The sequence below is a fragment of the Lentzea xinjiangensis genome (assembly GCF_900110955.1).
Lineage (GTDB): Bacteria > Actinomycetota > Actinomycetes > Mycobacteriales > Pseudonocardiaceae > Lentzea > Lentzea xinjiangensis.
In genome coordinates, this window is record NZ_FOFR01000010.1 from 57406 (window position 1) to 78029 (window position 20624).

The window sequence follows — 20624 nt, forward strand, 5'->3', positions numbered from 1 at the left end:
CATCCCATCACGCCGATAGGGTGCGGGCATGCGCTTGTCGGACCGGGATCCCCAGATCGGTGCGGACGAACTGGTCGAGGGCCTGGTGCCGCCACCGAGGTTCGACCACGTCAGCTTCGACAGCTACGTGCCCAACCCGGACGAGCCGAGCCAGGCCGCCGCGGTGCGGGCGGGCCGCCTGTTCGCCGAGCGGGTCGGCGTGCAGCGCAGGAAGTGGTCGCTGTTCGGCTCGCGGACCGAGGACGAGGGCAAACCCGGCCTCTACCTCGACGGCGGCTTCGGCGTCGGCAAGACCCACCTGCTCGCCTCGCTCTGGCACGCCGTGCCCGGTCCCAAGGCGTACGGCACGTTCGTCGAGCTGACCAACCTCGTCGGCGTCCTGACGTTCCCGGAGGCCGTGCAGCGCCTGAGCGGTCACAAGCTGCTCGCCATCGACGAGTTCGAGCTCGACGACCCCGGCGACACCATGCTGGTCACCCGCCTGATCAAGGAGCTGACCGCGCGGGGCGTGCACGTCGCGGCCACGTCCAACACGCTGCCGGACAAGCTCGGCGAGGGCCGGTTCGCCGCCGCCGACTTCCTGCGCGAGATCCAGTCGATGTCCTCGAAGTTCGACGTCGTGCGCGTCGACGGCCCGGACTACCGCCACCGCGGCCTGCCCGACGCGCCGGCGCCGATGTCGGCGGAGGAGCTCGAAGCCAAGGCCGCGGACACCCCGGGCTCGACCCTCGACGACTTCGACGAGCTGTGCAAGGCGCTCGCCCGCATCCACCCGTCGAAGTACGGCCGGCTCGTCGACGGCGTCACCGCGGTGCACCTCAGGGACGTCAAGCCGGCGCCGGACCAGTCGGTCGCGCTGCGGCTCGTGGCGTTCGGCGACCGCCTCTACGACCGCGACATCCCGGTCGCCGTGTCGGGGCGGCCGCTCGCGGAGCTGTTCACCGAGGAGATGCTCCGGGGCGGGTACCGGAAGAAGTACCTGCGCGCTGTCAGCCGATTGGTCGCGCTGTCGCGGGTTTGACTCCGGCGGCGTTCGAGTATCCACTGGTGACGAGTGGGAATGATGACGTCCCGACGTCTCCCGGAGGCCCCCATGCTGAGTGAAGCCGAGCGCCGCTCGCTCGAGGAGATCGAGCAGCGGTTGTTGGCGGACGAACCGAGACTCGCCCGCACGATGAACCGCCGGGTGCGACCCTGGCTGTTCTACGCCCTCCTGCTCGTCTTCGGCGGCCTCACGGTCCTGCTGACGGTGATCGGAGCGTTCGGCCCCGCCTTCCAGTGCATGCTGGTCACCGCCGGCGTCCTGCTCGTGCGCAAGTACCCGCTGCGGCTGCGGTAGCCCGGAAACTCACTGGCGCCGGAACCGGAGACCCCCGAGCATCTCCGGCGTGGGGTTTTGGGAGCGAACGGGCTCGCGTACTCCCTGCCCGACGGCAGGGAGCTGTTCCGCGACGTCTCGTTCAAGGTGAGCGGCGGGTCCGTGGTCGCGCTGGTCGGCGCTCGTGCGCGACCTGCTGCTCTCCGTCGCTCCCGCGGCGCTGCGCGAGGCCGCGCGTGAGCTCGACGACGCCGAGCTCGCGCTGATGGACACCGACGAAGCCGCCCAGATGCGCTACGCCAACGCCCTGACCGGCTACGGCGAGGCGGGCGGGTACGCGTCGAGGTGCTCTGGGACACCGTCACCGTCGCCGCGCTCGGCCTGCCCTACGACCGGGCGCGGTTCCGCGAGGTGCGCACGCTCTCCGGCGGTGAGCAGAAGCGGCTCGTCATCGAGGCCCTGCTGCGCGGCCACGAGCAGGTCCTGCTGCTCGACGAGCCGGACAACTACCTCGACGTCCCCGGCACGCCACGCACGTCGTCACCGTCGAGGTGCACTCCGCGTGGACGCATCCCGGCTCGTTCGCGACCTGGCACGCCGCCCGCGCCAAGCGCGTCGAGAAGCTGCGCGAAGAACACCGCCGCTGGGACGAGGAGCACGAACGCCTCAAGGAACTGGTCCGCACCCTCCAGCAGCAGGCGAAGTACTACGAGTCGATGGCGCCGAAGTACCGCGTGATGGCCGCCCGGCTCCAACGGTTCGAGGAAGCCGGTCCGCCGCCGGAGATCCCCGTCGACGAGAAGGTCACCCCGCGGCTCAGGGCGGCCGCACCGGCGTGCGCGCGATCACGTGCGAGGAGCTGGAGCTGACCGGGTTGATGAAGCCGTTCTCGCGGGAGATCTTCTTCGGGGACCGGGTCGCGGTGCTGGGCTCGAACGGCTCCGGCAAGAGCCACTTCCTGCGGCTGCTGGGCGGTGACGACGTGCGCACCACCGGCGCGTGGAAGCTCGGCGCCCGCGTGGTGCCCGGCCTGTTCGCGCAGACGCACGAGCACCCGGAGTGGATCGGCCGCACGCTCGTGGACGTCCTCTGGCACGGCGAGGGCGGACGGGCGGCAAGGACCGGGGCGCCGCGATGTCCGTGCTGAGCCGCTACGGCCTCGACCAGGCGGGCGACCAGCGGTTCGAGAACCTCTCCGGCGGGCAGCAGGCGAGGTTCCAGATCCTGCTGCTGGAGCTGTCGGGGGCGACGCTGCTGCTGCTCGACGAGCCGACGGACAACTTCGACCTCACCTCGGCGGAGGCGTTGCAGGACGCGCTGGACGACTTCGAGGGCACCGTCGTCGCGGTCACGCACGACAGGTGGTTCGCCAGGTCGTTCGACCGGTTCCTGCACTTCGGCGCGGACGGAATGGTGTCCGAAGTGGACGAACCGGTCTGGACCTAGCAGGCGGCAAAGCGTCCGAAGTGGACGCGAGCATCCGCGTGCCTAGAGCTCCCAGGACACGAAGGCGCCGTCGTCGACCGATCCGCCCGCCTTGCGGTAGGTGGCCTGGGCCGGCACGTCACCCGCGGCGGTGCCGGTCCACATCGCGTAGCAGCCCCGTTCCGCCGCGAGGGCCTTCAGCGCCTCCACCAGCGCCGTGCCGATGCCGCGGCGCAGGAACGCGTCGTCCACGCCCAGCTCGTAGAGGAACATCTCCGTGCCCTTGTCCGGGTGCGTGGTCTCCACCCCGGACACGAACCCGGCCGGCCGGTCGCCGACGTAGGCGATCAGCAGGTGGCTGTGGTCCTGCGCCAGGAACCGGGACGTCGCGTCGGGCCGCGGCGGCACGTCGAACAGGTGCGCGGCGGCGAACACGTCGTCGGGGGAGGAGGCGCGGCGGATCTTCACGACGTCAGGCTATGCAATCCCGCTGTTCATCTTCGTGCGCTAGAACCACTGGCGTGTCGGTCGACGCCTACTGCGAACGCCTCGGACCGGGCCTGTGGGCCGAGCCGCTCAACGCGCTGACGAACCTCGCGTTCCTCGTCGCGGCGTTGCTGCTGCTCAGGAGGCAGACCCCGGCCAGCCTGAGAGCGCTCCCGGTCCTGCTGGCGCTGGTCGGCCTCGCGAGCCTGAGCTTCCACACGTTCGCGACGGCGCTGACCGGTGCCCTCGACAGCGCGTTCATCGCGGTGTTCGTCCTGTACTACGTGGTGGTGTTCGCGCACCACTACCGGGGGATCCGCTGGTCACGGGCCTGGCTGGCGGCACCGGCGTTCGTCGTGTCCGCCGTCGCGGTGGGGCTGCTCGTGCGGGTCGGTCCGGGCATCTACCTGCCCGCGCTGCTCGCCCTGCTGGTCCTCGCGCCGCTCGCCGGCCGCGACTGGGCGTGGTTCGCGGGCGCGGCCGGGGTGTTCGCCGTCTCGCTCACGCTCAGGACGCTCGACGAACCGCTGTGCGGCAGCATCCCGAGCGGCACGCACTTCCTCTGGCACGTCCTCAACGCCGTCACGCTGTGGCTCGTGTCGGAGGCGGTCATTCGACGTGCGCGGGCAGCTTCCCGTTCTTGACGAGGCGGACGAGCTCGGCGTGGTCGGCCTCGGTCCGGTCGGCGTAGCCGAACGCGTACTTGGCGAACGCCTCGTCGAGGTCCTCGCCGCAGCCGTTCTGGAAGTAGCCCGCGAGCAGGCGCGGGTCGAGTGACCGGGTGTGGGCGCGGGCCAGCAGCGCGCCCGCGAACCGGCCGTAGTCGTCGAGGTCGTCGCGCTTGAGCGTGGTCGGGTCGATCTGGCCCTTGCGGTTGCGGAACTGCCGCACGATGAACGGACGGCCCTCGATCGTCGTCCAGCCCAGCAGGATGTCCGTCTCCGCCTGCACGAGCCGCGCGCCGTGCACGATCCGCTTGCCATCGTGCTTGGGCGGGTCGACGTCCAGGAACGGCTGCAGCGCCGACGCGCGCGCTTGCTTGGCCTGCAGCACCAGCGCCTCGTCACCGTTGCCGTGCAGCAGGACCAGGTAGTTGCGCAGGCCGACGCTGCCGGTGCCGACCACGCGGAACGCCACGTCCGAGACGCCGTAGCGCATGATCAGGTTGCGCCGCGACTCGCGCAGGCTGTCCACGTAGGACGGCAGCGCGGAGATCACCGCCTCCTGGGTCTCCTGCGTGACGTCCGTGAAGGTCGGCGGGTTGGTGATGAACCGCCACTTCTCGCCGTCGTGCGTGGTCCACTTCGCGGCGAAGCGGGCGCTGGTGTTCTTGCGCGACTTCTCCGCGGCCTTGGAGAAGTCGTTGAGCAGGTCGTCGGCCTTGACCTGCGAGAGCGTGGACTCGTCGCCCAGCGCGGACCACGAGTCCATGAACGGGATCTCGGCGAGGTGCTGGATCACGGTGCGGTACGCCCGCACGGCGTCCTCGGCGGCGTCACGGCACCCCTTGTCCGACACGCCGCCGACCCGGCCGGCGAGCACCAGCGAGGCGACGAGCCGCTTGAGGTCCCACTCCCACGGTCCGGGCAGCGTCTCGTCGAAGTCGTTGATGTCCATGACGATCTGGCCCTCGGCCGTGCCGTAGAGACCGAAGTTCGCCGCGTGCGCGTCACCGCAGAGCTGGGCGTGCAGGCCGGTCGCGCACCCGGCGGCGAGATCGCCCGCCTGGAGGCCGGCGGCGCCGCGGAAGAACGCGAACGGGTTGGCGAGCATCCGCCCGATCCGCAACGGGACCAGGTGCTCGAGCCTGTCCTCGTTGCTCGCGTGCACGTACTGCTCGACCGACGGCCGGTCCTGCGCGAGCGAGACGGCCCGGTGCGCCTTGAAGTCCACCGAGGACCGCAGGGCACGCCCCCGCGCGTAGACCTCCTCCGGCGCGGTCCACCTGCCCAGCGCCGCGGCGGCTTCAGCTCGCACCCGTTCACCCATAGGGGTCATGATGCCCGCGGCGGACGAACCAAGGGGCTCGTCCGCCGCATTTGTGACCTGGGTCGATGCGGAAATCACCCCAAACCGGGACGAACGACCTCCGCGATCGCCCGCACGCCCAGGTCGATCTCGTCCCGGGTGATGACCAGCGGGGGAGCGACGCGCAGCGTGGACGCGTGCGTCTCCTTGCACAGCACCCCGCGGGCCGAGAGCGCCTCGGAGGCGGCACGACCCACCGGGCCGCCGGGTGCGATCTCGACGCCGGCCCACAGCCCGCGTCCGCGCACCTCGGCCACACCGGCCCCGACGAGGTTGTTCAGCTCGGCGTGCAGGTGGGCGCCCAGTTCGCGGGAGCGCTCCTGGAACTCGCCGGTCTCCAGCAGCCGCACGACCGCGCGGCCGACGGCGCACGCCAGCGGGTTGCCGCCGAACGTCGACCCGTGCTCGCCCGGCTTCAGCACGCCCAGCACCGCGCGTGAGCCGACCACGGCGGACACCGGCAGGATGCCGCCGCCCAGCGCCTTGCCCAGCGTGTAGAGGTCGGCGCGCACACCCTCGTGGTCGAGCGCGAACAGCTCGCCGGTGCGCCCGAGACCGGACTGGATCTCGTCAGCGATCATCAGGACGTTGTGCTCGTCGCACAGGCGGCGGATCCCGGCCAGGTACCCGGCGGGCGGCACGACGACGCCGGCCTCGCCCTGGATCGGCTCGATCAGCACGGCGGCCGTGCGCGCCGAGAGCGCGGACTCGACCTCGTCGAGGCGGCCGTACTTCACGACCTTGAATCCGGGGGTGAACGGGCCGAAGTCGTTGCGCGCGGTCTCGTCGGTCGAGAAGGACACGATCGTGGTGGTGCGGCCGTGGAAGTTCGATCCGGCCACGATGATCTCGGCCGTGCCCTCCGGCACGCCCTTGACCCGGTAGGCCCACTTGCGGGCGACCTTGATCGCGGACTCCACGGCCTCGGCGCCGGAGTTCATCGCGAGCACCACCTCGGTGCCGGTCAGCGCCGCCAGCTCGCGGCAGAACAGGCCGAACTGGTCGTGGTGGAACGCGCGGCTGGTCAGCGTCACACGGCCGAGCTGCTCGACGGCGGCGGCCACGAGGGCGGGGTGGCGGTGCCCGAAGTTGAGCGACGAGTAGCCCGACAGGAAGTCCAGGTAGCGACGGCCTTCGACGTCGGTGACCCACGCGCCCTCGCCGTGCGAGATGACCACCGGCAGCGGGTGGTAGTTGTGGGTGCTCCACTCTTCGTCCAGGGCGACGTAGTCGGCGCCGGTGAGCTTCCTGGGTCCCGCGGTGTGGTGGGCAGCGATGGCGGTCATCCTCCAAGGCTAGGTGCGTGGACAAGCGAATTCAGCCGTCAACCGTTGCGTGGAACGTCAGTTCGTTGCGTAGATCGCTCAGCCAGCGGAGGTTTTGTGCACAACCGGCGGACCCCGCGGAGAATCGCTACGGTCTGATGAATGGCGAAGAAGTCGGTTCGTGATGCTCTGCGACTCGATGAGGTGGACCTCTCCACCCTCGACCCCGCCGGTCGTCCGATCGGGCCTGGGGACAAGCGTGAGGCGGCCGAGGACCTCGCCGCCACCGGGACCGAGCTGGACGCGTTGCAGGAGGCGCTCTACGCGGAGAACACCCGCTCGGTGCTGCTCGTGCTGCAGGGCATGGACACCTCGGGCAAGGGCGGTGTGGTCCGCCACGTCGTCGGCCTGGTGAACCCGCAGGGCGTGCACATCGCGTCGTTCAAGAAACCGACCGCCGCCGAACGGCGCCGGCACTTCCTGTGGCGGATCGAGAAGGCGCTGCCCGCGAAGGGCCGGATCGGCACGTTCGACCGCTCCCACTACGAGGACGTGCTGGTGCCGCGCGTCGAACGGCTGCTGACCGCCGCGCAGCTCCGCGAGCGCTACAAGGAGATCAACGCCTTCGAGCGGAAGCTGGCCGACAGCGGAGTCGCTCTCATCAAGTGCTTCCTGCACATCTCGCCGGAGGTGCAGAAGGAACGGCTGCTGGCCCGGCTGGACGACCCGAGGAAGAACTGGAAGTACAACCCGGCCGACATCGACGTGCGGTCGAAGTGGTCCAAGTACCAGGACGCGTACACGCAGGCGTTGAAGAACTGCTCCGACACGCCGTGGTACGCGGTGCCGTCCGACCGCAAGTGGTACCGCAACTGGGCGGTGAGCCGGCTGCTGCTGGAGACCTTGCGCGACATGAACCCGAAGTTCCCGCCGCCGGGCTTCGACCTCGAAGCCGAGAAGGCCCGGTTGATCAGCAACGACCCGTTGCGCTGAGCGCAATCTTGATCGCGCCTATTGCCTGGCTGTCATGATCTGAGCCAGTGTGGACCGCGCCGCCGTCGCAAGAAGATCACGGAGGTGCGGACGTGGGTGTGGACCGGCGACGTTTTCTCGGAGCCATGGGTGTGGGAGCGGGACTGCTGATGACCGGAGGAACCGCCGAGGCGGCTGCCGCGACGCGGAGAGTCTTCTTCGGCGCTTACACGACGTGGAGCGGCGGCGCGCAGGGCATCGGCGTCGGCACCTACGACACCGCGAACGGCCAGTTGGCGACGACCGGCGTCATCAAGGGCGTGGTCAACCCGTCCTTCGTCATCGAGTCGCGGGACGGCCGGTTCCTGTACGCGGTCAACGAGACCAGCGACGGCGAGGTCACCGCGATCGACGCGAGCACGCTCAAGGTGATCAACAAGCAGCCGACCGGCGGCGCGGACCCGTGCCACCTCACGCTCGACCTGGCCGGCAAGCACCTGATCACCGCCGACTACTCGTCGGGGTCGCTCAGCGTGTTCCCGCTCAGGCGGGACGGCGGCATCGGCGCGCGCACGCAGAAGGTGCAGCACGAGGGCTCGGGGCCGGACCCGGAACGCCAGGAGGGCCCGCACGCCCACCACATCGTCTTCGACCCGGCCGGCAGGTACGCGCTGGCGGTCGACCTGGGCGCCGACGCGGTGTTCGGGTACTCGTTCACCGGCGGGCGGCTCGACCTCGTCTCCACGGCGAAGCTCGCGCCCGGCGCCGGGCCGCGGCACATCGCCTTCCACCCGGACGGCAAGAGGGCGTACGTGGCGAACGAGCTGGACTCGACGATCGTCGCCTGCGCCTACGCGGACGGCCGGCTCACGCCGGGCCAGGTCCTCGAGACCGCTCCGCCCTCGGCCGTGCGCAACTACCCGGCCGAGGTGGTGGTCTCGGGTGACGGCAGGTTCGTCTACCTGTCGAACCGCGGCCACGACAGCGTGGCGCAGTTCGCGGTGGACGGCGCCGGGCTGGCGCTCGTCGGCCACACGCCGGTCGGCGGCAAGTACCCGCGGCACATCACGTTCGACCCGTCCGGCCGGTGGTTGTTCGCGGCCAACCAGAACTCGAACCTGGTGACGTCGTTCGCGGTGGACGCCGCCACGGGCAGGCTCACGCCGTCCGGGACGCCGCTGCGGACCGAGATCCCGGTCTGCGTGCTGCCCGTCCGGTCGCGCTGACGCCGCCTGGGTGCGCCCCCACCGGAATCCCGCTCGGCTTCCGGTGGGCGCTCGTGTGATCATGCGCGGGTGAGTTCTCTGAGGGAGGTCACGGCCACCCGGTACGTGACGCCGTTCCGCGAGGGCGGGTCGATGCCGGGTCTGGTCGAGGCCGACGACCTGGGTATGTACGTGGTCAAGTTCCGCGGCGCAGGACAGGGCGTGAAGGTGCTGGTCGCCGAGGTCGTCGTGGGCGAGCTCGCGCGGCGGCTGGGCTTCCGGGTACCGGAGATCGTCCTGGTCCACCTCGACCCCGAGCTGGCGCGCGCCGAACCCGACCAGGAGGTCCAGGAGCTGCTGCGGGCCAGCGGCGGCCTCAACCTCGGACTCGACTACCTGCCCGGCTCGTTCGACTTCAACCCGGTCGTGCGCGACCCCGGCGCGGAGCTCGCGACGAGGCTGCTGTGGCTGGACGCGCTGGTGCTCAACGTGGACCGGAGCTGGCGCAACCCGAACATGTTGCTGTGGCACCGCGAACCGTGGCTGATCGACCACGGCGCCGCGCTCTACTTCCACTACTCGTGGAGCGAGGAACGCCCGGCCACCAAGGACTACCGCTACGACGCCTCCGACCACGCGATGCTGCCCAGCGCGGGCCCCTTGTCCGAAGTGGACGGACCACTGGCGGCGAGGGTGACGCCGGAGCTGCTCGACGAGGTGCTCGCGCTCGTTCCCGACGAGTGGCTGGAGGGCGACCCGGCCGAGCTGCGGCAGCGCTACAAGGACTTCTTCACCCACCGCCTCGCCAACCGGGCCTGGGTCGACTCGCTGGAGGCCGCGCGTGCCGCACGTGTTTGAGTACGCGCTGCTGCGGGCGGTGCCGCGGCAGGAGCGGGGCGAGTTCATGAACGTCGGCGTCATCGTCTACTGCTCCGCGCTCGGTTTCCTGGCCGCCAGGACCCATGTGGACGGTGACCGGCTGCGGGCGCTGGACCCGCGGCTCGACGTCGAGGTGCTGGAGAGCTCGCTCGAACACCTCGCGAGCTCCTGCGCCGGTGCCGTCGGCGCCGGCCCGGTCAGCAGGACGACGGCCGGGCAGCGGTTCCGCTGGCTCACGGCGCCGCGCAGCACCATCGTGCAGACTTCGCCCGCGCACACGGGCTGGACCGAGGATCCGTCGGCCGAGGTCAACCGCCTGTTCGAGGCACTGGTGCTGCCGCCCCGGTAGGTTTCCTCGCAACCTGACGGGACGCGTCGCGTCCCTAGGTGCAAAGCGAAACTGATGCGATCGGGGTTGGCGACACATGAGCGCTGGGTATCACCACGGCTACCAGCAGCCGCGGCGGCCCATGCCGCCGCAGCGGCCGATGAGGAAGAAGAGGCGTCCCGGACGTGTCATCCTCGTGTTGCTGCTCGTCCTGGTGCTGGGTGCCGTCGGGTTCGGGTTCTACGTCGACTCGACGCTGACCCGGATCAGCGCGCTGTCGGACTACGAGGGCCGGCCCGCCGAGACACCGGGCACGACGTGGCTGCTCGTCGGTTCGGACGCGCGCGAAGGCCTCACGCAGGAGCAGAAGGACGCGCTCGCCACCGGTGACGCGGCAGGCCGGCGCACCGACACCATCATGATGCTGCACCTGCCGGACAACAGCGCCGCGAAGCCGGTGCTGGTGTCGATCCCGCGCGACTCGTACGTCCCGATTCCGGACAACGGCCGGAACAAGGTCAATGCGGCGTACGCGTTCGGCGGGCCGCAGTTGCTCGCGAGGACCGTCGAGGGCGCGACCGGTGTGCGGATCGACCACTACATGGAGATCGGCTTCGGCGGGTTCTCCGACATGGTCGACGCGGTCGGTGGCGTCGACGTCTGCCTGGAGCAGCCGATCAAGGACCCGCTGGCGGGCATCGACCTGCCCGCGGGATGCCAGGAGCTCGACGGGCCGCAGGCGCTCGGGTTCGTGCGGACCCGCGCGTTCGCGACCGCCGACCTGCAGCGCGTGCAGAACCAGCGGCAGTTCCTGTCGGCACTCTTCACCAAGGTCAAGAGCCCGGCCACGCTCGCGAACCCGTTCCGCGTCATCCCGCTGATGAACGCGGCGTCCGGCGCGGTGTCGGTCAACGAGGACGACCACGTCTGGCACCTGGCGAGCGTCGCGCTCGGCATGGGTGACGCGACGAGCGGCACGGTGCCGGTCGGTTCCACGCCGACGGTGCCCGGTGCGGGCTCGGTCGTGCAGTGGAACAAGGAGAAGGCCTCGCAGCTGTTCGACCTGATCAGCAAGGACCAGCCGGTGCCGGCAGAGCTGATCGCCCCGCCGAAGTAGCTAGGACTTGACGGGCTCGGCGGCGGGCTCCGAACCGGTCAGCCCGGCCTCCTGTGCGATCTCCCCGAGCTCGCGCAGGAGGCCGTCGTAGATGGGTGTTGCAGACATGGTGGTGCCCCCTTGTACTGATCTTCCCCCGTTCAGGTGACGGGAGCTTACGCCCCTATACCCACTCTTCTCGCGCCATATGCGCGCGAGACACTAAATGTTGGCTAAAGCCACCGGCTGACCAGGCGTTGTGTGGCGCCGCCACATGTCGGTCGCGATCCGTGACGCCTACCGTTTCCGGTCATGTCGAGTGTCACGGGTCACACCGCGCTGGTCACCGGAGCCGCGAGCGGCATCGGACTGGCCTGCGCCCGCGCGCTGGCCGCGCGGGGCGCGAAGGTCCACCTCGTCGACCGCGACCCCCGCGTCGTCCCGCTCGCCGAGGAGCTCGGCGGCGTCGGGCACGTCCTCGACCTGACCGCTCCGGTCGACGCGTTGCCCACCGAGGTCGACGTCCTCGTCAACAACGCCGGCGTGCAGCACGTCGCGCCCATCCACGAGTTCCCCGCCGAGCGCTTCTCGGCGATGGTCGAGCTGATGCTGGGGGCCGCGTTCCGGCTGACCCGGCACGTGCTGCCGCACATGTACGACCGCGGCTGGGGCCGGCTGGTCCACATCTCCAGCGTGCACGGGCTGCGCGCGTCCGCGTTCAAGTCGGCCTACGTCGCCGCGAAGCACGGCCTGGAGGGGTTCTCCAAGGTCGCCGCCCTCGAAGGCGCGCCGCACGGCGTGACGTCCAACTGCGTGGCGCCCGGCTACGTGCGCACCCCGTTGGTGGAGAAGCAGATCGCGGACCAGGCGCGGGTGCACGGCATCTCCGAGGACGACGTCTCGTCGCAGATCTTCCTCCAGCGCAGCGCCGTCAAACGGCTGATCGAGCCCTCGGAGGTCGCCGACGCCGTGGTGTGGCTGTGCGACAACAGTTTTGTCACAGGTACGTCGTTGGCCGTCGACGGCGGCTGGTCAGCTCAATGAGGAGTTGTCGATGATCAAGAAAGTGGTGGGCGCCTCGCTCATCGGGACAACGGTCGAGTGGTACGACTTCTTCCTTTACGGGTCGGCCGCGGCGCTGGTGTTCAACAAGCTGTTCTTCCCGACCGCGGACCCGCTGACGGGCACCCTGCTCGCGTTCACCACGTACGCGATCGGGTTCCTGGCACGGCCGCTCGGCGGCCTGGTCTTCGGCCACTACGGGGACCGGCTGGGGCGCAAGAAGCTGCTGGTGCTGTCGTTGCTGCTGATGGGCGGCGCGACGATGCTGATGGGTGTGCTGCCGACGTACGCGGCGGTCGGTGTCGCGGCGCCGCTGCTGCTCACGTTCCTGCGGCTGGTGCAGGGCTTCGCGCTCGGCGGCGAGTGGGGCGGTGCCGTGCTGATCGTGTCGGAGCACGGCGACCCGGCGCGGCGCGGGTTCTGGGCGTCGTGGCCGCAGGCCGGTGTGCCCTGCGGCAACCTGCTGGCGACCGCGGTGCTCGCGGTCCTCGCGGCGGTCCAGTCGGACGAGGACTTCCTCGCGTGGGGCTGGCGGATCCCGTTCCTGCTCTCGGGCCTGCTCGTGGTGATCGGCCTGTGGATCCGGCTCACCGTGTCCGAGTCGCCGGTCTTCCTCGCCGCCCAGAAGAAGGCGGCTGAGGAGATGGCGGCCCAGGGGAGGAGCCAGGAGCAGGAGAAGCCCCCTGTTCTGGTGCTGCTCAAGCACAACTGGCGCGAGGTGCTCATCGCGATGGGCGCGCGGTTCGCCGAGAACGTGTCGTACTACGTGATCACCGCGTTCATCCTGGTGTACCTGACGACCGGGCTGGGGTTGTCGAAGTCGGTGGGGCTCAACGCGGTGCTGATCGCGTCGGCCGTGCACCTGGTGACGATCCCGGTGTGGGGCCATCTGTCGGACAGGTTCGGGCGGCGGTCGATCTACCTCGTCGGCGCGGTCGGCATGGGCGGGTGGATCTTCGCCTTCTTCGCGCTGCTCGACACCAGGGACCCCGTGCTGATCACGCTGGGGACGACGGTCGGCCTCGTGCTGCACGGCGCGATGTACGGGCCGCAGGCGGCGTTCTTCTCGGAGCTGTTCGGCACGCGGGTGCGGTACTCCGGCGCGTCGATCGGCTACCAGCTCGCCTCGATCGCGGCGGGAGCGCTCGCCCCGTTGATCGCGACGGCCCTGCTGAAGGCGTACGGGACGTCCTTCCCGATCTCCGCGTACGTCGTGATCACGTGCGTGATCACCGTGGTCGCGGTCCTGCTGTCGCGCGAGACCCGTGGTGCGGACCTGGAGGACCGTGACAGGGTTGGGGTGTGACCCGACGGCGTGAGGCCGAGCTGGCGGCCTTGTTCGAGACCGCGTCCGAGCTCGCGGGCATGCGCGACCCGGACGCGGTCCTCCGCTCGATCGTGCGCAGGGCGCGGACGCTGCTCGGCACCGACGTGTCCTACCTGTCGATGAACGACCCGGCCGGCACCTACATGAGGGTGACGGACGGGTCGTTCTCGCCGCTGTTCCAGAAGGTGCGGCTCGGGCTCGGCGAGGGACTGGGCGGCCTGGTGGCGCAGACCGCGCGGCCGTACGCGACGTCGGACTACTTCGGCGACGCGCGGTTCAACCACACCAGGCCGATCGACTCGGCGGTGCGCGACGAGGGTCTGGTGGCGATCCTGGGCGTGCCGCTGAAGCTCGACTCGAAGGTCATCGGCGTGCTGTACGCGGCCGACCGGACCTCGCGGGAGTTCCCGCCGGAGGAGGTCGCGCTGCTGTCGTCGCTCGCCGACCACGCGGCCATCGCGATCGACACGGCGTCGTTGTTCGCGACGATCCAGTCGCACAACGAGGCCATGAAACGGGCAGAGGAGGCGCACGACCGGCTCACCGACCTGGTGCTGCGCGGCGGGTCCGCGGCCGAGGTGGCGGCGGCCGTGGGCGAGCTGCTCGGCGGGCCGGTCGAGGTGCTGGAGACCGTGCCGACGCAGGCGGTGCGGGCCAACGGGCGCGCCGTGCTGCTCGACGACGTGTGGATGTGCGCGGTGCTGGCCGGGTCCGAGCTGCTGGGCGGCATCACGCTCGCCGGCCGCCCCGACCTGTCCGACGTGGACCGGCGGCTGTTCGAGCGGTCGGCGGCGGTGACGGCGTTGCTGTTGCTGCTGCGCCGGACCGTGGCGGAGGCGGAGAACAAGGTCCGCGGCGAGCTGATCACCGACATCCTCGACGGCCGGGACGCCACCGGGCTGCTCGCGCGGGCGCGGCGGGTCGGGGTGGAGCTGTCCGAGCCGCACGTGGTCCTGGTGGCGGACGGCAACCTGCCAGGGGCGACGCACTACGCCTCTGTCCACAGAGGACTCGCCGGGTCGCGGGGCCGCGACGTCGTGCTGGCGTTGCCGTCGTCGTCCACGAGCGTCGCCCGGGAGGTGGCGAAGGCGCTGGACGCGACGGTCGGCGCCAGCGGCCCGGTCGCGGGACCGGTGGCGATCGCGGCGGCCTACGAACAGGCGCGGCGGTGCCTGAAGGCGTTGCGGCAGCTCGGGCGGGAGAAGGACGCCGCGACGATGGACGACCTCGGGTTCGTCGGCGTGCTGCTGGGCGACCGCGCGGACGTGTCCGGGTACGTGCGGTCGGTGCTCGGGCCGGTGCTGGACTACGACTCGGAGCGGGGCACGGAGCTGGTGCGCACGCTGGAGGTGTACTTCCGCTGCGGTGCCAACCTGAGCCGTGCCAAGGCGGAGCTGCACCTCCACGTCAACACGGTCACGCAACGGCTCGACCGGGTCTCGTCGCTGCTCGGCGACTGGCAGTCGCCGGACCGCGTGCTGGAGGTGCAGCTCGCCCTGCGCCTGCTCCGCCTGCAGGGGTAGGACCGCGCCCGTACGAGGTCGGCGGCGCGTTCCCGTTCAGGGGCCCGTGGACACCGCGGGCATGCTCGCGGCACGAACGCGTCGGTGGCCCGGCGCCTTCCAGCCCGATCAGCTCCGGGACACCGTCCACCCCGGCCCGATCGCGCACGTGGCCGGAGGCTGCCGCCCCGGGCCTCCCCGTTCGTCCGCCAGCGGAGGACTTCCGGGTGCCGCCGGTGGCGGCAGACCGTCACGACCGCCCCTACTTCAAGTTCCTGCGCATCCGCGTGAAGAGCCGGGCGTTGCTCATGGCGACGATGCCGACGACGTCCTCGCCGTCGTCCCCGTCCCGGTAGGTCGCGACGAACTTCCTGTCCTCGACGGACCCGTCCTCGATCCGGACGTCGTCCGTCGCCCGTCCGATGAACTGGATCCGCACGCCGTACTGGTCCGACCAGACGTAGCCGCCGTTGGTGTGCGTCGCGACGGTCTCGCCCGCGAGCAGGTTGCGCGTGGCCACGAGCGCCTGCTCGGTCGCCGAGGTCCAGTGCTCGGCGCGGATCCCCGCGCAGTTCGCGACGTCGCCGACGGCGACGATGTTCTTCACGTTCGTCACGCCGCCCGCGTCGCACACGACGCCGTTGTCGACCTTGACCGGTCCACCGGCGAGCCAGTCCGTCGCGGGTCGCACGCCGATGCCCGCGACGACGACGTCGGCGTCGACACGACGCCCGTCCGCGAGGTTGATCCCACCGTCAACGTTGATCGAGTCAACATTGACGCCCGTGATCAACGTTGATCCATGGTCGCTGTGCAGCTGTCCGCACGCGGCACCCATCTCCGCGCCGAGCACGCGCATGAGTGGCGCCGGGAGTGCCTCGACGACGGTGACGTCCTTGCCCAGAGCGCGCGCGCTCGACGCGATCTCGGCGCCGATGAACCCGGCGCCGATGACGCCGACGGTCTGAGCGCCGGCGAACGCCTCTCGGAGGGTGATCGCGTCGTCGAGCGTGCGCAGGACGTGCGCGCCGGGAATCGTGCGCGGGATGCCGCCCGTCGCGATGACGACGCCGTCCGCTTCGACCGTCGTGCCGTCGCCGAGCGCGATCTCCCGCGTGGAGAGCAGCCCGGTCGCCTGGGTGTGCAGCCGCCACTCGACGTCGAGTGCGTCGAGGTCCTCCTGGTTCGCGAGAGGTACCGCCTCGACCTTGCCGAGGAGGAAGTCCTTCGAGAGAGGAGGCCGGTCGTAGGGGAGATGGATCTCGTCTCCGATGACGACGAGCCGTCCGTCGTACCCCTGCTGGCGCAGTGCTTGCGCCGACCTCAGGCCGGCCAGTGATGCGCCGATGATCGCGATCGTCCTCACGCCACGTCCTTGTTCGCCTCGACATCGACATCGACCACTCCATCCTCCACGAGGACGGGGTAGGTCTTCACCGGTCTTTCGGCCGCCTTCGCGCCGGCAAGACGCCGAGCGCGTCGAGCGCGTCGAACGCGGCCCGACGAGAGTCCACGCGACCACCATCAAGCCGCAGGTCTTCGTGAACCTCGTGCCGGTGGTCGGAACGGGCCGTGACGTCACCCGCTCGGTCGAGCTGTCCCACCGGGTGAACGAACAGGACTTCGAAGCCCGTGAGCGATGCGGCCCGCGGCGGCGTCACATGCCTGCGCGCAGGGCGGGGTGCCGGTGCCGTCCGAGCACCACATCAGCGGTTTTCACGAATGCCTCGTCCGGAAACCGGAATCAGCCGACTAGGGGATCGACGCACCACCCCCGCATGCGAAAGCTTGCACGGATGATGGAGCAGACGGACTTCTTGCTCCCTGACGGGGAGCACGATCTCCTCCGGCGCATCCGGCAGCTTGCCGAGCGCGCGGAACGGACGGCGCACAACAGGTCCAACTTCGTGGGACCGCCGCCCTCGCAGGAGCACCTGGACATCCTCGCCGAGCTCAGGGCGCTCACCGAGGAGATGACGACGGCGAAGTCGACCGGTGCGGACCGGGCGGACAGGCGGGCCGAGGCGTTGCCCCGGCCCGCCAGACCCGCCGACGACCTCATCCCCAACGGATGACGGTCAGCGGCGCTGCCCGCGCACCATCTTGACCAGACCCTTCATCGACTCCTCCAGCCCGGAGCCGAACGGGTTGTCGTGCACCAGGTAGGTCCACGTCGAGCTCGGACGCTTCACCCCGGCGTCAGCGAGGTCGTAGCCGTCGTCGGTGATCTTGGCCGTCTCGTACTTCTCCGCGGCCAGCTCCCACGACTCCGGCACGATCTTGTTGAACGCCGGGATGGCCTCGCGGTGGAACTCGTCCAACGGGTTCTGCCGCGCCAGGGCGCGCAGGTGGATGCCCTCGCGCAGGTCCGACAGGAACGTCAGGTGGTGCGTCCACAGGTCGTCGAGGAAGAACAGCGTGATCTTGCGGGCGGCGTCGGCGGCCACCTCGTCGGACACGCCCTCCTTCTTCCCGAGCTTCTCGAACGCCGCGTCCGTGCGCAGCACGACGTCGCGGTGCCGGAGCAGCAGGTCGCGCTGGTGCTCGATCAGCTTGTTGTACCGCCACGTGTTGCGGTGGATCTCCAGGTTCACGCCCTCGGCGACGCGCTGCGCGTGCTCGAAGGTGTGCAGCAGGCCCTTGTCCCGCACCCGGCCGTCGGAGTCCACTTCGGACGGGTCCTCGGCGTCGGGCGCGTACTGGGTGATCAGCTCGTCGTGCATCGAGGAGAAGAACACCGAACCGCCGGGGTCGCCCTGGCGTCCCGCGCGGCCGCGCAGCTGGTCGTCCAGCCGCGACGACGAGTGGCGCCCGGTGCCGATCACGTACAGGCCGCCCAGCTCGGCGATCCGGTCGTGGTCCTCGCCCTCGTGGCCGCCGAGGCGGATGTCCGTGCCGCGGCCGGCCATCTGCGTGGAGACGGTGATGCGCCGGTAGGAGCCGGCGTCGGCGATGATCGACGCCTCCTCGGCGTCGTTCTTCGCGTTCAGCACCACGCACTCGAGGCCAGCGTCGCGCAGCTTGGAGGAGATCCGCTCGGACTCCGCGACGTCGAGCGTGCCGACGAGGATCGGCCGCCCGGTCTCGTGGACGGTCTTGATCTCCTCGACGATCGCGTCTTCCTTCTGCTCCAGCGTGGCGTAGAGGCGGAAGTGCTCGTCGGAGCGGATGTTCTCCTTGTTCGGCGGGATCACGAGCACCTCGAGCTCGTAGAACTCGCGCAGGGTCTCCGCCACGGCGACGGCGGTGCCGGTCATGCCGCAGCGCGTCGGGTAGCGCGACAGCAGCGCCTGCACCGTCATCGAGTCGAGGATCTCGCCCGACTCGGTCGTCTGCACGTTCTCCTTGGCCTCGACCGCGGCCTGCAGGCCGTCCGGCCACCGCTGCAGCTTCGCGACGCGGCCGCGGGTGTCGTTGATCAGGTGCACCTTGCCGTCGCGCACGATGTAGTCGACGTCGCGGTGCAGCAGCACCTGCGCGTGCAGGGCGACGTTCACCTTCGACAGCGTGGAGGTGACGTGCTCCTGCGAGTACAGGTCGATCTCGCCGAGCGCGCGCTCGACGGCCTCGGAGCCCGCGCCGGTGAGGAAGACGTTGCGCTCCTCGTCGTCGATCTCGTAGTGCAGGTTCTGCCGCAGGCGCTTCACCAGGTCCGCGATGACGGGGTCGGCGGCCTCCGCGCTGGTCGAGCCGGCGAGCACGAGCGGCACGCGGGCCTCGTCGACGAGCACCGAGTCGGCCTCGTCGATCAGCGCGACCTCCGGCTCCGGCACGATCAGGTCGTCGGGGCTCGTGACGATCCGGTCGCGCAGCACGTCGAAGCCGATCTCGCTGACCGGCGCGTACGTGACCTCGCACCGGTAGGCCTCGCGGCGCTCCTCGGCCTTCGAGCTGCCGTTGATCCACCCGACGGTGACGCCGAGCAGCCGGTACAGCGGTCCCATCCACTCCGCGTCGCGCTGGGCGAGGTAGTCGTTGACGCTGACCACGTGGACGCGCTTGCCCTTGATCGCGAACCCGGCGGCGGCCATCGCGCCCGCGAGCGTCTTGCCCTCACCGGTGGCCATCTCGACGACGAGCCCGCTGAGCATGCCCAGCGCGCCCAGCACCTGCACGTCGAACGGGCGCTGCCCGATCGCGCGCTCGGCGGCCTCGCGGGTGAGCGCCACGAGCTCGGTGTCGGTGCACCCCTCGCGCAGCTTGGCGGCGTGCGCCGTCAGCTCCTCGTCGCTGAACGCCGCGAACGTGTCAGCGTGTTTCTGCACGTCCTTGAGCAGTGCCTGGAACGGGGCGAGGTCAACCGACGCCGGTTTCTGCGCGAACCGACGCATCCGCTGCTTGAAGCGCGCCATGAGAGTGGTCACGACGCAGGAACGTACGGCATCGGCTCCGGGTTCCGCAGAGGTCTTGACTGTGAAGGCCCGATTCGTCCCTTGCGTCGGGCCTCCCCAGCCTCTGATCAGGCCCGTTCCGGCTGGTGGGTCTCCGGGAGCCGCAACACCGACACCAGCGTCACCACGCCCATGAGCAACAGGAACGCCGACACCGACATCGACGTCCCGGTCGCGCCGAGCAGCGCCGTCATGATGAACGGCGTGCCACCGCTGACCAGGATCGACGCGAGCTGGTAGGCGAGCGAGGCGCCCGAGTACCGCACGTGCGGCTCGAACAGCTCGCCCAGGTACGCGGCGATCGGCCCGTAGACGAGCGACGAGGCGATGCCGCCGACGGTCGTCGCCACGAACATCCACACCAGCGACCCGGTGTCGACCAGCAGGAAGTACGGGAACGCCCACACGATCATGCCGATCGTGCCCGCGACGATCAGCGGGCGGCGCCCGAGCCGGTCCGACGCGTGCCCCGCCCACAGGATGACCGGGATGCTCACCGCGGACGACAGCAGGCTGACGACCAGCACGGACTCGCGGGCGAGACCGAGCGTGGTGGTGGCGTAGGACAACACGCCCGCGATCGAGATGTAGAAGATCGCGTTGGAGGCGAACATCAGGCCCGCGCCGAACAGGATCGGCTTGCGGTGGGTCCGCATGACCTCCGTCAGCGGCGTCCTGGCGACGGGCGGGGCGGAGGCGCGGCGCTGCTGCAGCTCGCGGAAGACCGGGCTGTCCTCGACCTTGAGCTGGATGAAGAGCACCACCGGGAAGAGCAGCGCCGACGCGAGGAACGGCACGCGCCAGCCCCACGAGGCGAACGCCTCCGGGGACAGCGACGTCGTGGCCGAGATGAACGCGACGTTGCCCAGCAGCACGCCGATCGGGACGCCGGCCTGCCCGAACGTGCCCGCGAAGCCGCGCTTGCGCGGTCCCGCCGTCTCGGTGAGCAGCAGGACCACGCCACCCCACTGGCCGCCGACGGCGATGCCCTGCAGGAAGCGCAGCACGACCAGCAGGAGCGGCGCGCCGACGCCGAACGCCGCCGTGGTGGGCAGCACGCCGATCAGGAACGTCGCGGCCGCCATCATCGCCAGGCAGATGACCAGAGCGGGCTTGCGGCCGAACTTGTCGCCGACGTGGCCGAAGACCAGGCCGCCGACCGGGCGGGCGATGAAGCCCGCCCAGAACGTGCTGAACGACAGCAGCAGCGCCACGAGGGGCGTTGCCTCGGGGAAGAACAGCTTCGGGAACACCAGGGCCGCGGCGGTCGCGTAGATGAAGAAGTCGTACCACTCGAGGGACGAACCGACGAGTCCGGCTGCCATGAGCCTGCGCAAGGT

The 20624-nt window shown here is 70.4% G+C and carries 18 protein-coding genes and 2 pseudogenes; 14 read left to right on the forward strand and 6 right to left on the reverse strand.

Annotation, left to right across the window (positions count from 1 at the left end):
- The first annotated feature begins 28 nt into the window (after positions 1-28).
- From zapE to BMW88_RS21640, 3 genes and pseudogenes are all read left to right on the forward strand, one after another.
- Entirely contained in the window at positions 29-1021 is a 993-nt protein-coding gene (gene zapE, locus BMW88_RS21630; RefSeq protein WP_089953355.1) for a cell division protein ZapE, read from the forward strand.
- Positions 1022-1093: 72 nt separating this feature from the next.
- The gene (locus BMW88_RS21635; protein ID WP_177221223.1) at positions 1094-1339 is read left to right on the forward strand and encodes a DUF3040 domain-containing protein; all 246 of its coding nucleotides are present in this window, start codon (positions 1094-1096) and stop codon (positions 1337-1339) included.
- Between the two features lie 57 nt (positions 1340-1396).
- Positions 1397-2764, forward strand: a pseudogene (locus BMW88_RS21640) (ATP-binding cassette domain-containing protein).
- 42 nt (positions 2765-2806) lie between these two features.
- Here the strand turns inward: BMW88_RS21640 and BMW88_RS21645 are convergent.
- Entirely contained in the window at positions 2807-3211 is a 405-nt protein-coding gene (locus BMW88_RS21645) for a GNAT family N-acetyltransferase (RefSeq protein WP_089953358.1), read from the reverse strand.
- 53 nt (positions 3212-3264) lie between these two features.
- On the opposite strand from BMW88_RS21645, the gene BMW88_RS21650 reads away from it, so the two are divergent.
- A complete protein-coding gene (locus BMW88_RS21650; RefSeq protein ID WP_245777956.1) occupies positions 3265-3873 on the forward strand; it encodes a hypothetical protein in 609 nt (202 codons plus the stop codon).
- Here the strand turns inward: BMW88_RS21650 and BMW88_RS21655 are convergent.
- Complete coding sequence (locus BMW88_RS21655) at positions 3839-5218, reverse strand: DUF2252 domain-containing protein (protein WP_089953361.1); 1380 nt, start codon at positions 5216-5218, stop codon at positions 3839-3841. The genes BMW88_RS21650 and BMW88_RS21655 overlap by 35 nt on opposite strands.
- A 74-nt stretch (positions 5219-5292) precedes the next feature.
- Positions 5293-6543 carry an ornithine--oxo-acid transaminase gene (gene rocD, locus BMW88_RS21660; protein ID WP_089953362.1) on the reverse strand — a complete coding sequence of 417 codons (1251 nt, stop codon included), beginning with the start codon at positions 6541-6543 and terminating at the stop codon, positions 5293-5295.
- Between the two features lie 141 nt (positions 6544-6684).
- Between rocD and BMW88_RS21665 the strand changes: the two genes are divergently transcribed.
- From BMW88_RS21665 to BMW88_RS21700, 8 genes are all read left to right on the forward strand, one after another.
- A complete protein-coding gene (locus tag BMW88_RS21665) occupies positions 6685-7515 on the forward strand; it encodes a PPK2 family polyphosphate kinase (RefSeq protein WP_089953364.1) in 831 nt (276 codons plus the stop codon).
- A 149-nt stretch (positions 7516-7664) separates the two neighbouring features.
- The gene (locus BMW88_RS21670) at positions 7665-8720 is read left to right on the forward strand and encodes a lactonase family protein (RefSeq protein ID WP_245777957.1); all 1056 of its coding nucleotides are present in this window, start codon (positions 7665-7667) and stop codon (positions 8718-8720) included.
- A gap of 69 nt (positions 8721-8789) precedes the next feature.
- Positions 8790-9557: a HipA family kinase gene (locus BMW88_RS21675; protein ID WP_089953365.1), complete on the forward strand. Its 768-nt coding sequence runs from the start codon at positions 8790-8792 to the stop codon at positions 9555-9557.
- Positions 9541-9927, forward strand: a complete 387-nt coding sequence (locus BMW88_RS21680) for a DUF3037 domain-containing protein (RefSeq protein ID WP_089953367.1) — start codon at positions 9541-9543, stop codon at positions 9925-9927. Before BMW88_RS21675 ends, BMW88_RS21680 begins: the two co-directional genes overlap by 17 nt.
- A gap of 76 nt (positions 9928-10003) precedes the next feature.
- On the forward strand, positions 10004-11023 hold the full coding sequence (locus BMW88_RS21685; protein ID WP_089953368.1) for an LCP family protein: 1020 nt from the start codon (positions 10004-10006) through the stop codon (positions 11021-11023).
- 291 nt (positions 11024-11314) lie between these two features.
- A complete protein-coding gene (locus tag BMW88_RS21690; protein WP_089953370.1) occupies positions 11315-12046 on the forward strand; it encodes a 3-hydroxybutyrate dehydrogenase in 732 nt (243 codons plus the stop codon).
- A 10-nt stretch (positions 12047-12056) separates the two neighbouring features.
- Positions 12057-13370, forward strand: coding sequence for an MFS transporter (locus tag BMW88_RS21695; protein ID WP_089953371.1), 1314 nt, complete (start codon positions 12057-12059; stop codon positions 13368-13370).
- The gene (locus tag BMW88_RS21700) at positions 13367-14914 is read left to right on the forward strand and encodes a helix-turn-helix domain-containing protein (RefSeq protein WP_245777958.1); all 1548 of its coding nucleotides are present in this window, start codon (positions 13367-13369) and stop codon (positions 14912-14914) included. The genes BMW88_RS21695 and BMW88_RS21700 overlap by 4 nt, the downstream gene beginning before the upstream one ends.
- Positions 14915-15155: 241 nt before the next feature.
- Here the strand turns inward: BMW88_RS21700 and BMW88_RS21705 are convergent, their stop codons facing one another.
- Positions 15156-16259: an NAD(P)/FAD-dependent oxidoreductase gene (locus BMW88_RS21705; RefSeq protein WP_089953373.1), complete on the reverse strand. Its 1104-nt coding sequence runs from the start codon at positions 16257-16259 to the stop codon at positions 15156-15158.
- Between the two features lie 139 nt (positions 16260-16398).
- Here BMW88_RS21705 and BMW88_RS43395 point away from each other — a divergent pair.
- A pseudogene (locus tag BMW88_RS43395) lies at positions 16399-16649 on the forward strand (aromatic ring-hydroxylating dioxygenase subunit alpha); the annotation flags it as partial.
- Between the two features lie 22 nt (positions 16650-16671).
- Positions 16672-16968, forward strand: a complete 297-nt coding sequence (locus BMW88_RS21715; RefSeq protein ID WP_143116181.1) for a hypothetical protein — start codon at positions 16672-16674, stop codon at positions 16966-16968.
- Between the two features lie 3 nt (positions 16969-16971).
- On the opposite strand, the gene secA2 is transcribed toward BMW88_RS21715, so the two are convergent.
- Entirely contained in the window at positions 16972-19257 is a 2286-nt protein-coding gene (gene secA2, locus BMW88_RS21720; RefSeq protein WP_089953376.1) for an accessory Sec system translocase SecA2, read from the reverse strand.
- Between the two features lie 95 nt (positions 19258-19352).
- Positions 19353-20609, reverse strand: coding sequence for an MFS transporter (locus tag BMW88_RS21725; protein WP_089953377.1), 1257 nt, complete (start codon positions 20607-20609; stop codon positions 19353-19355).
- Between the last annotated feature and the right edge of the window lie 15 nt (positions 20610-20624).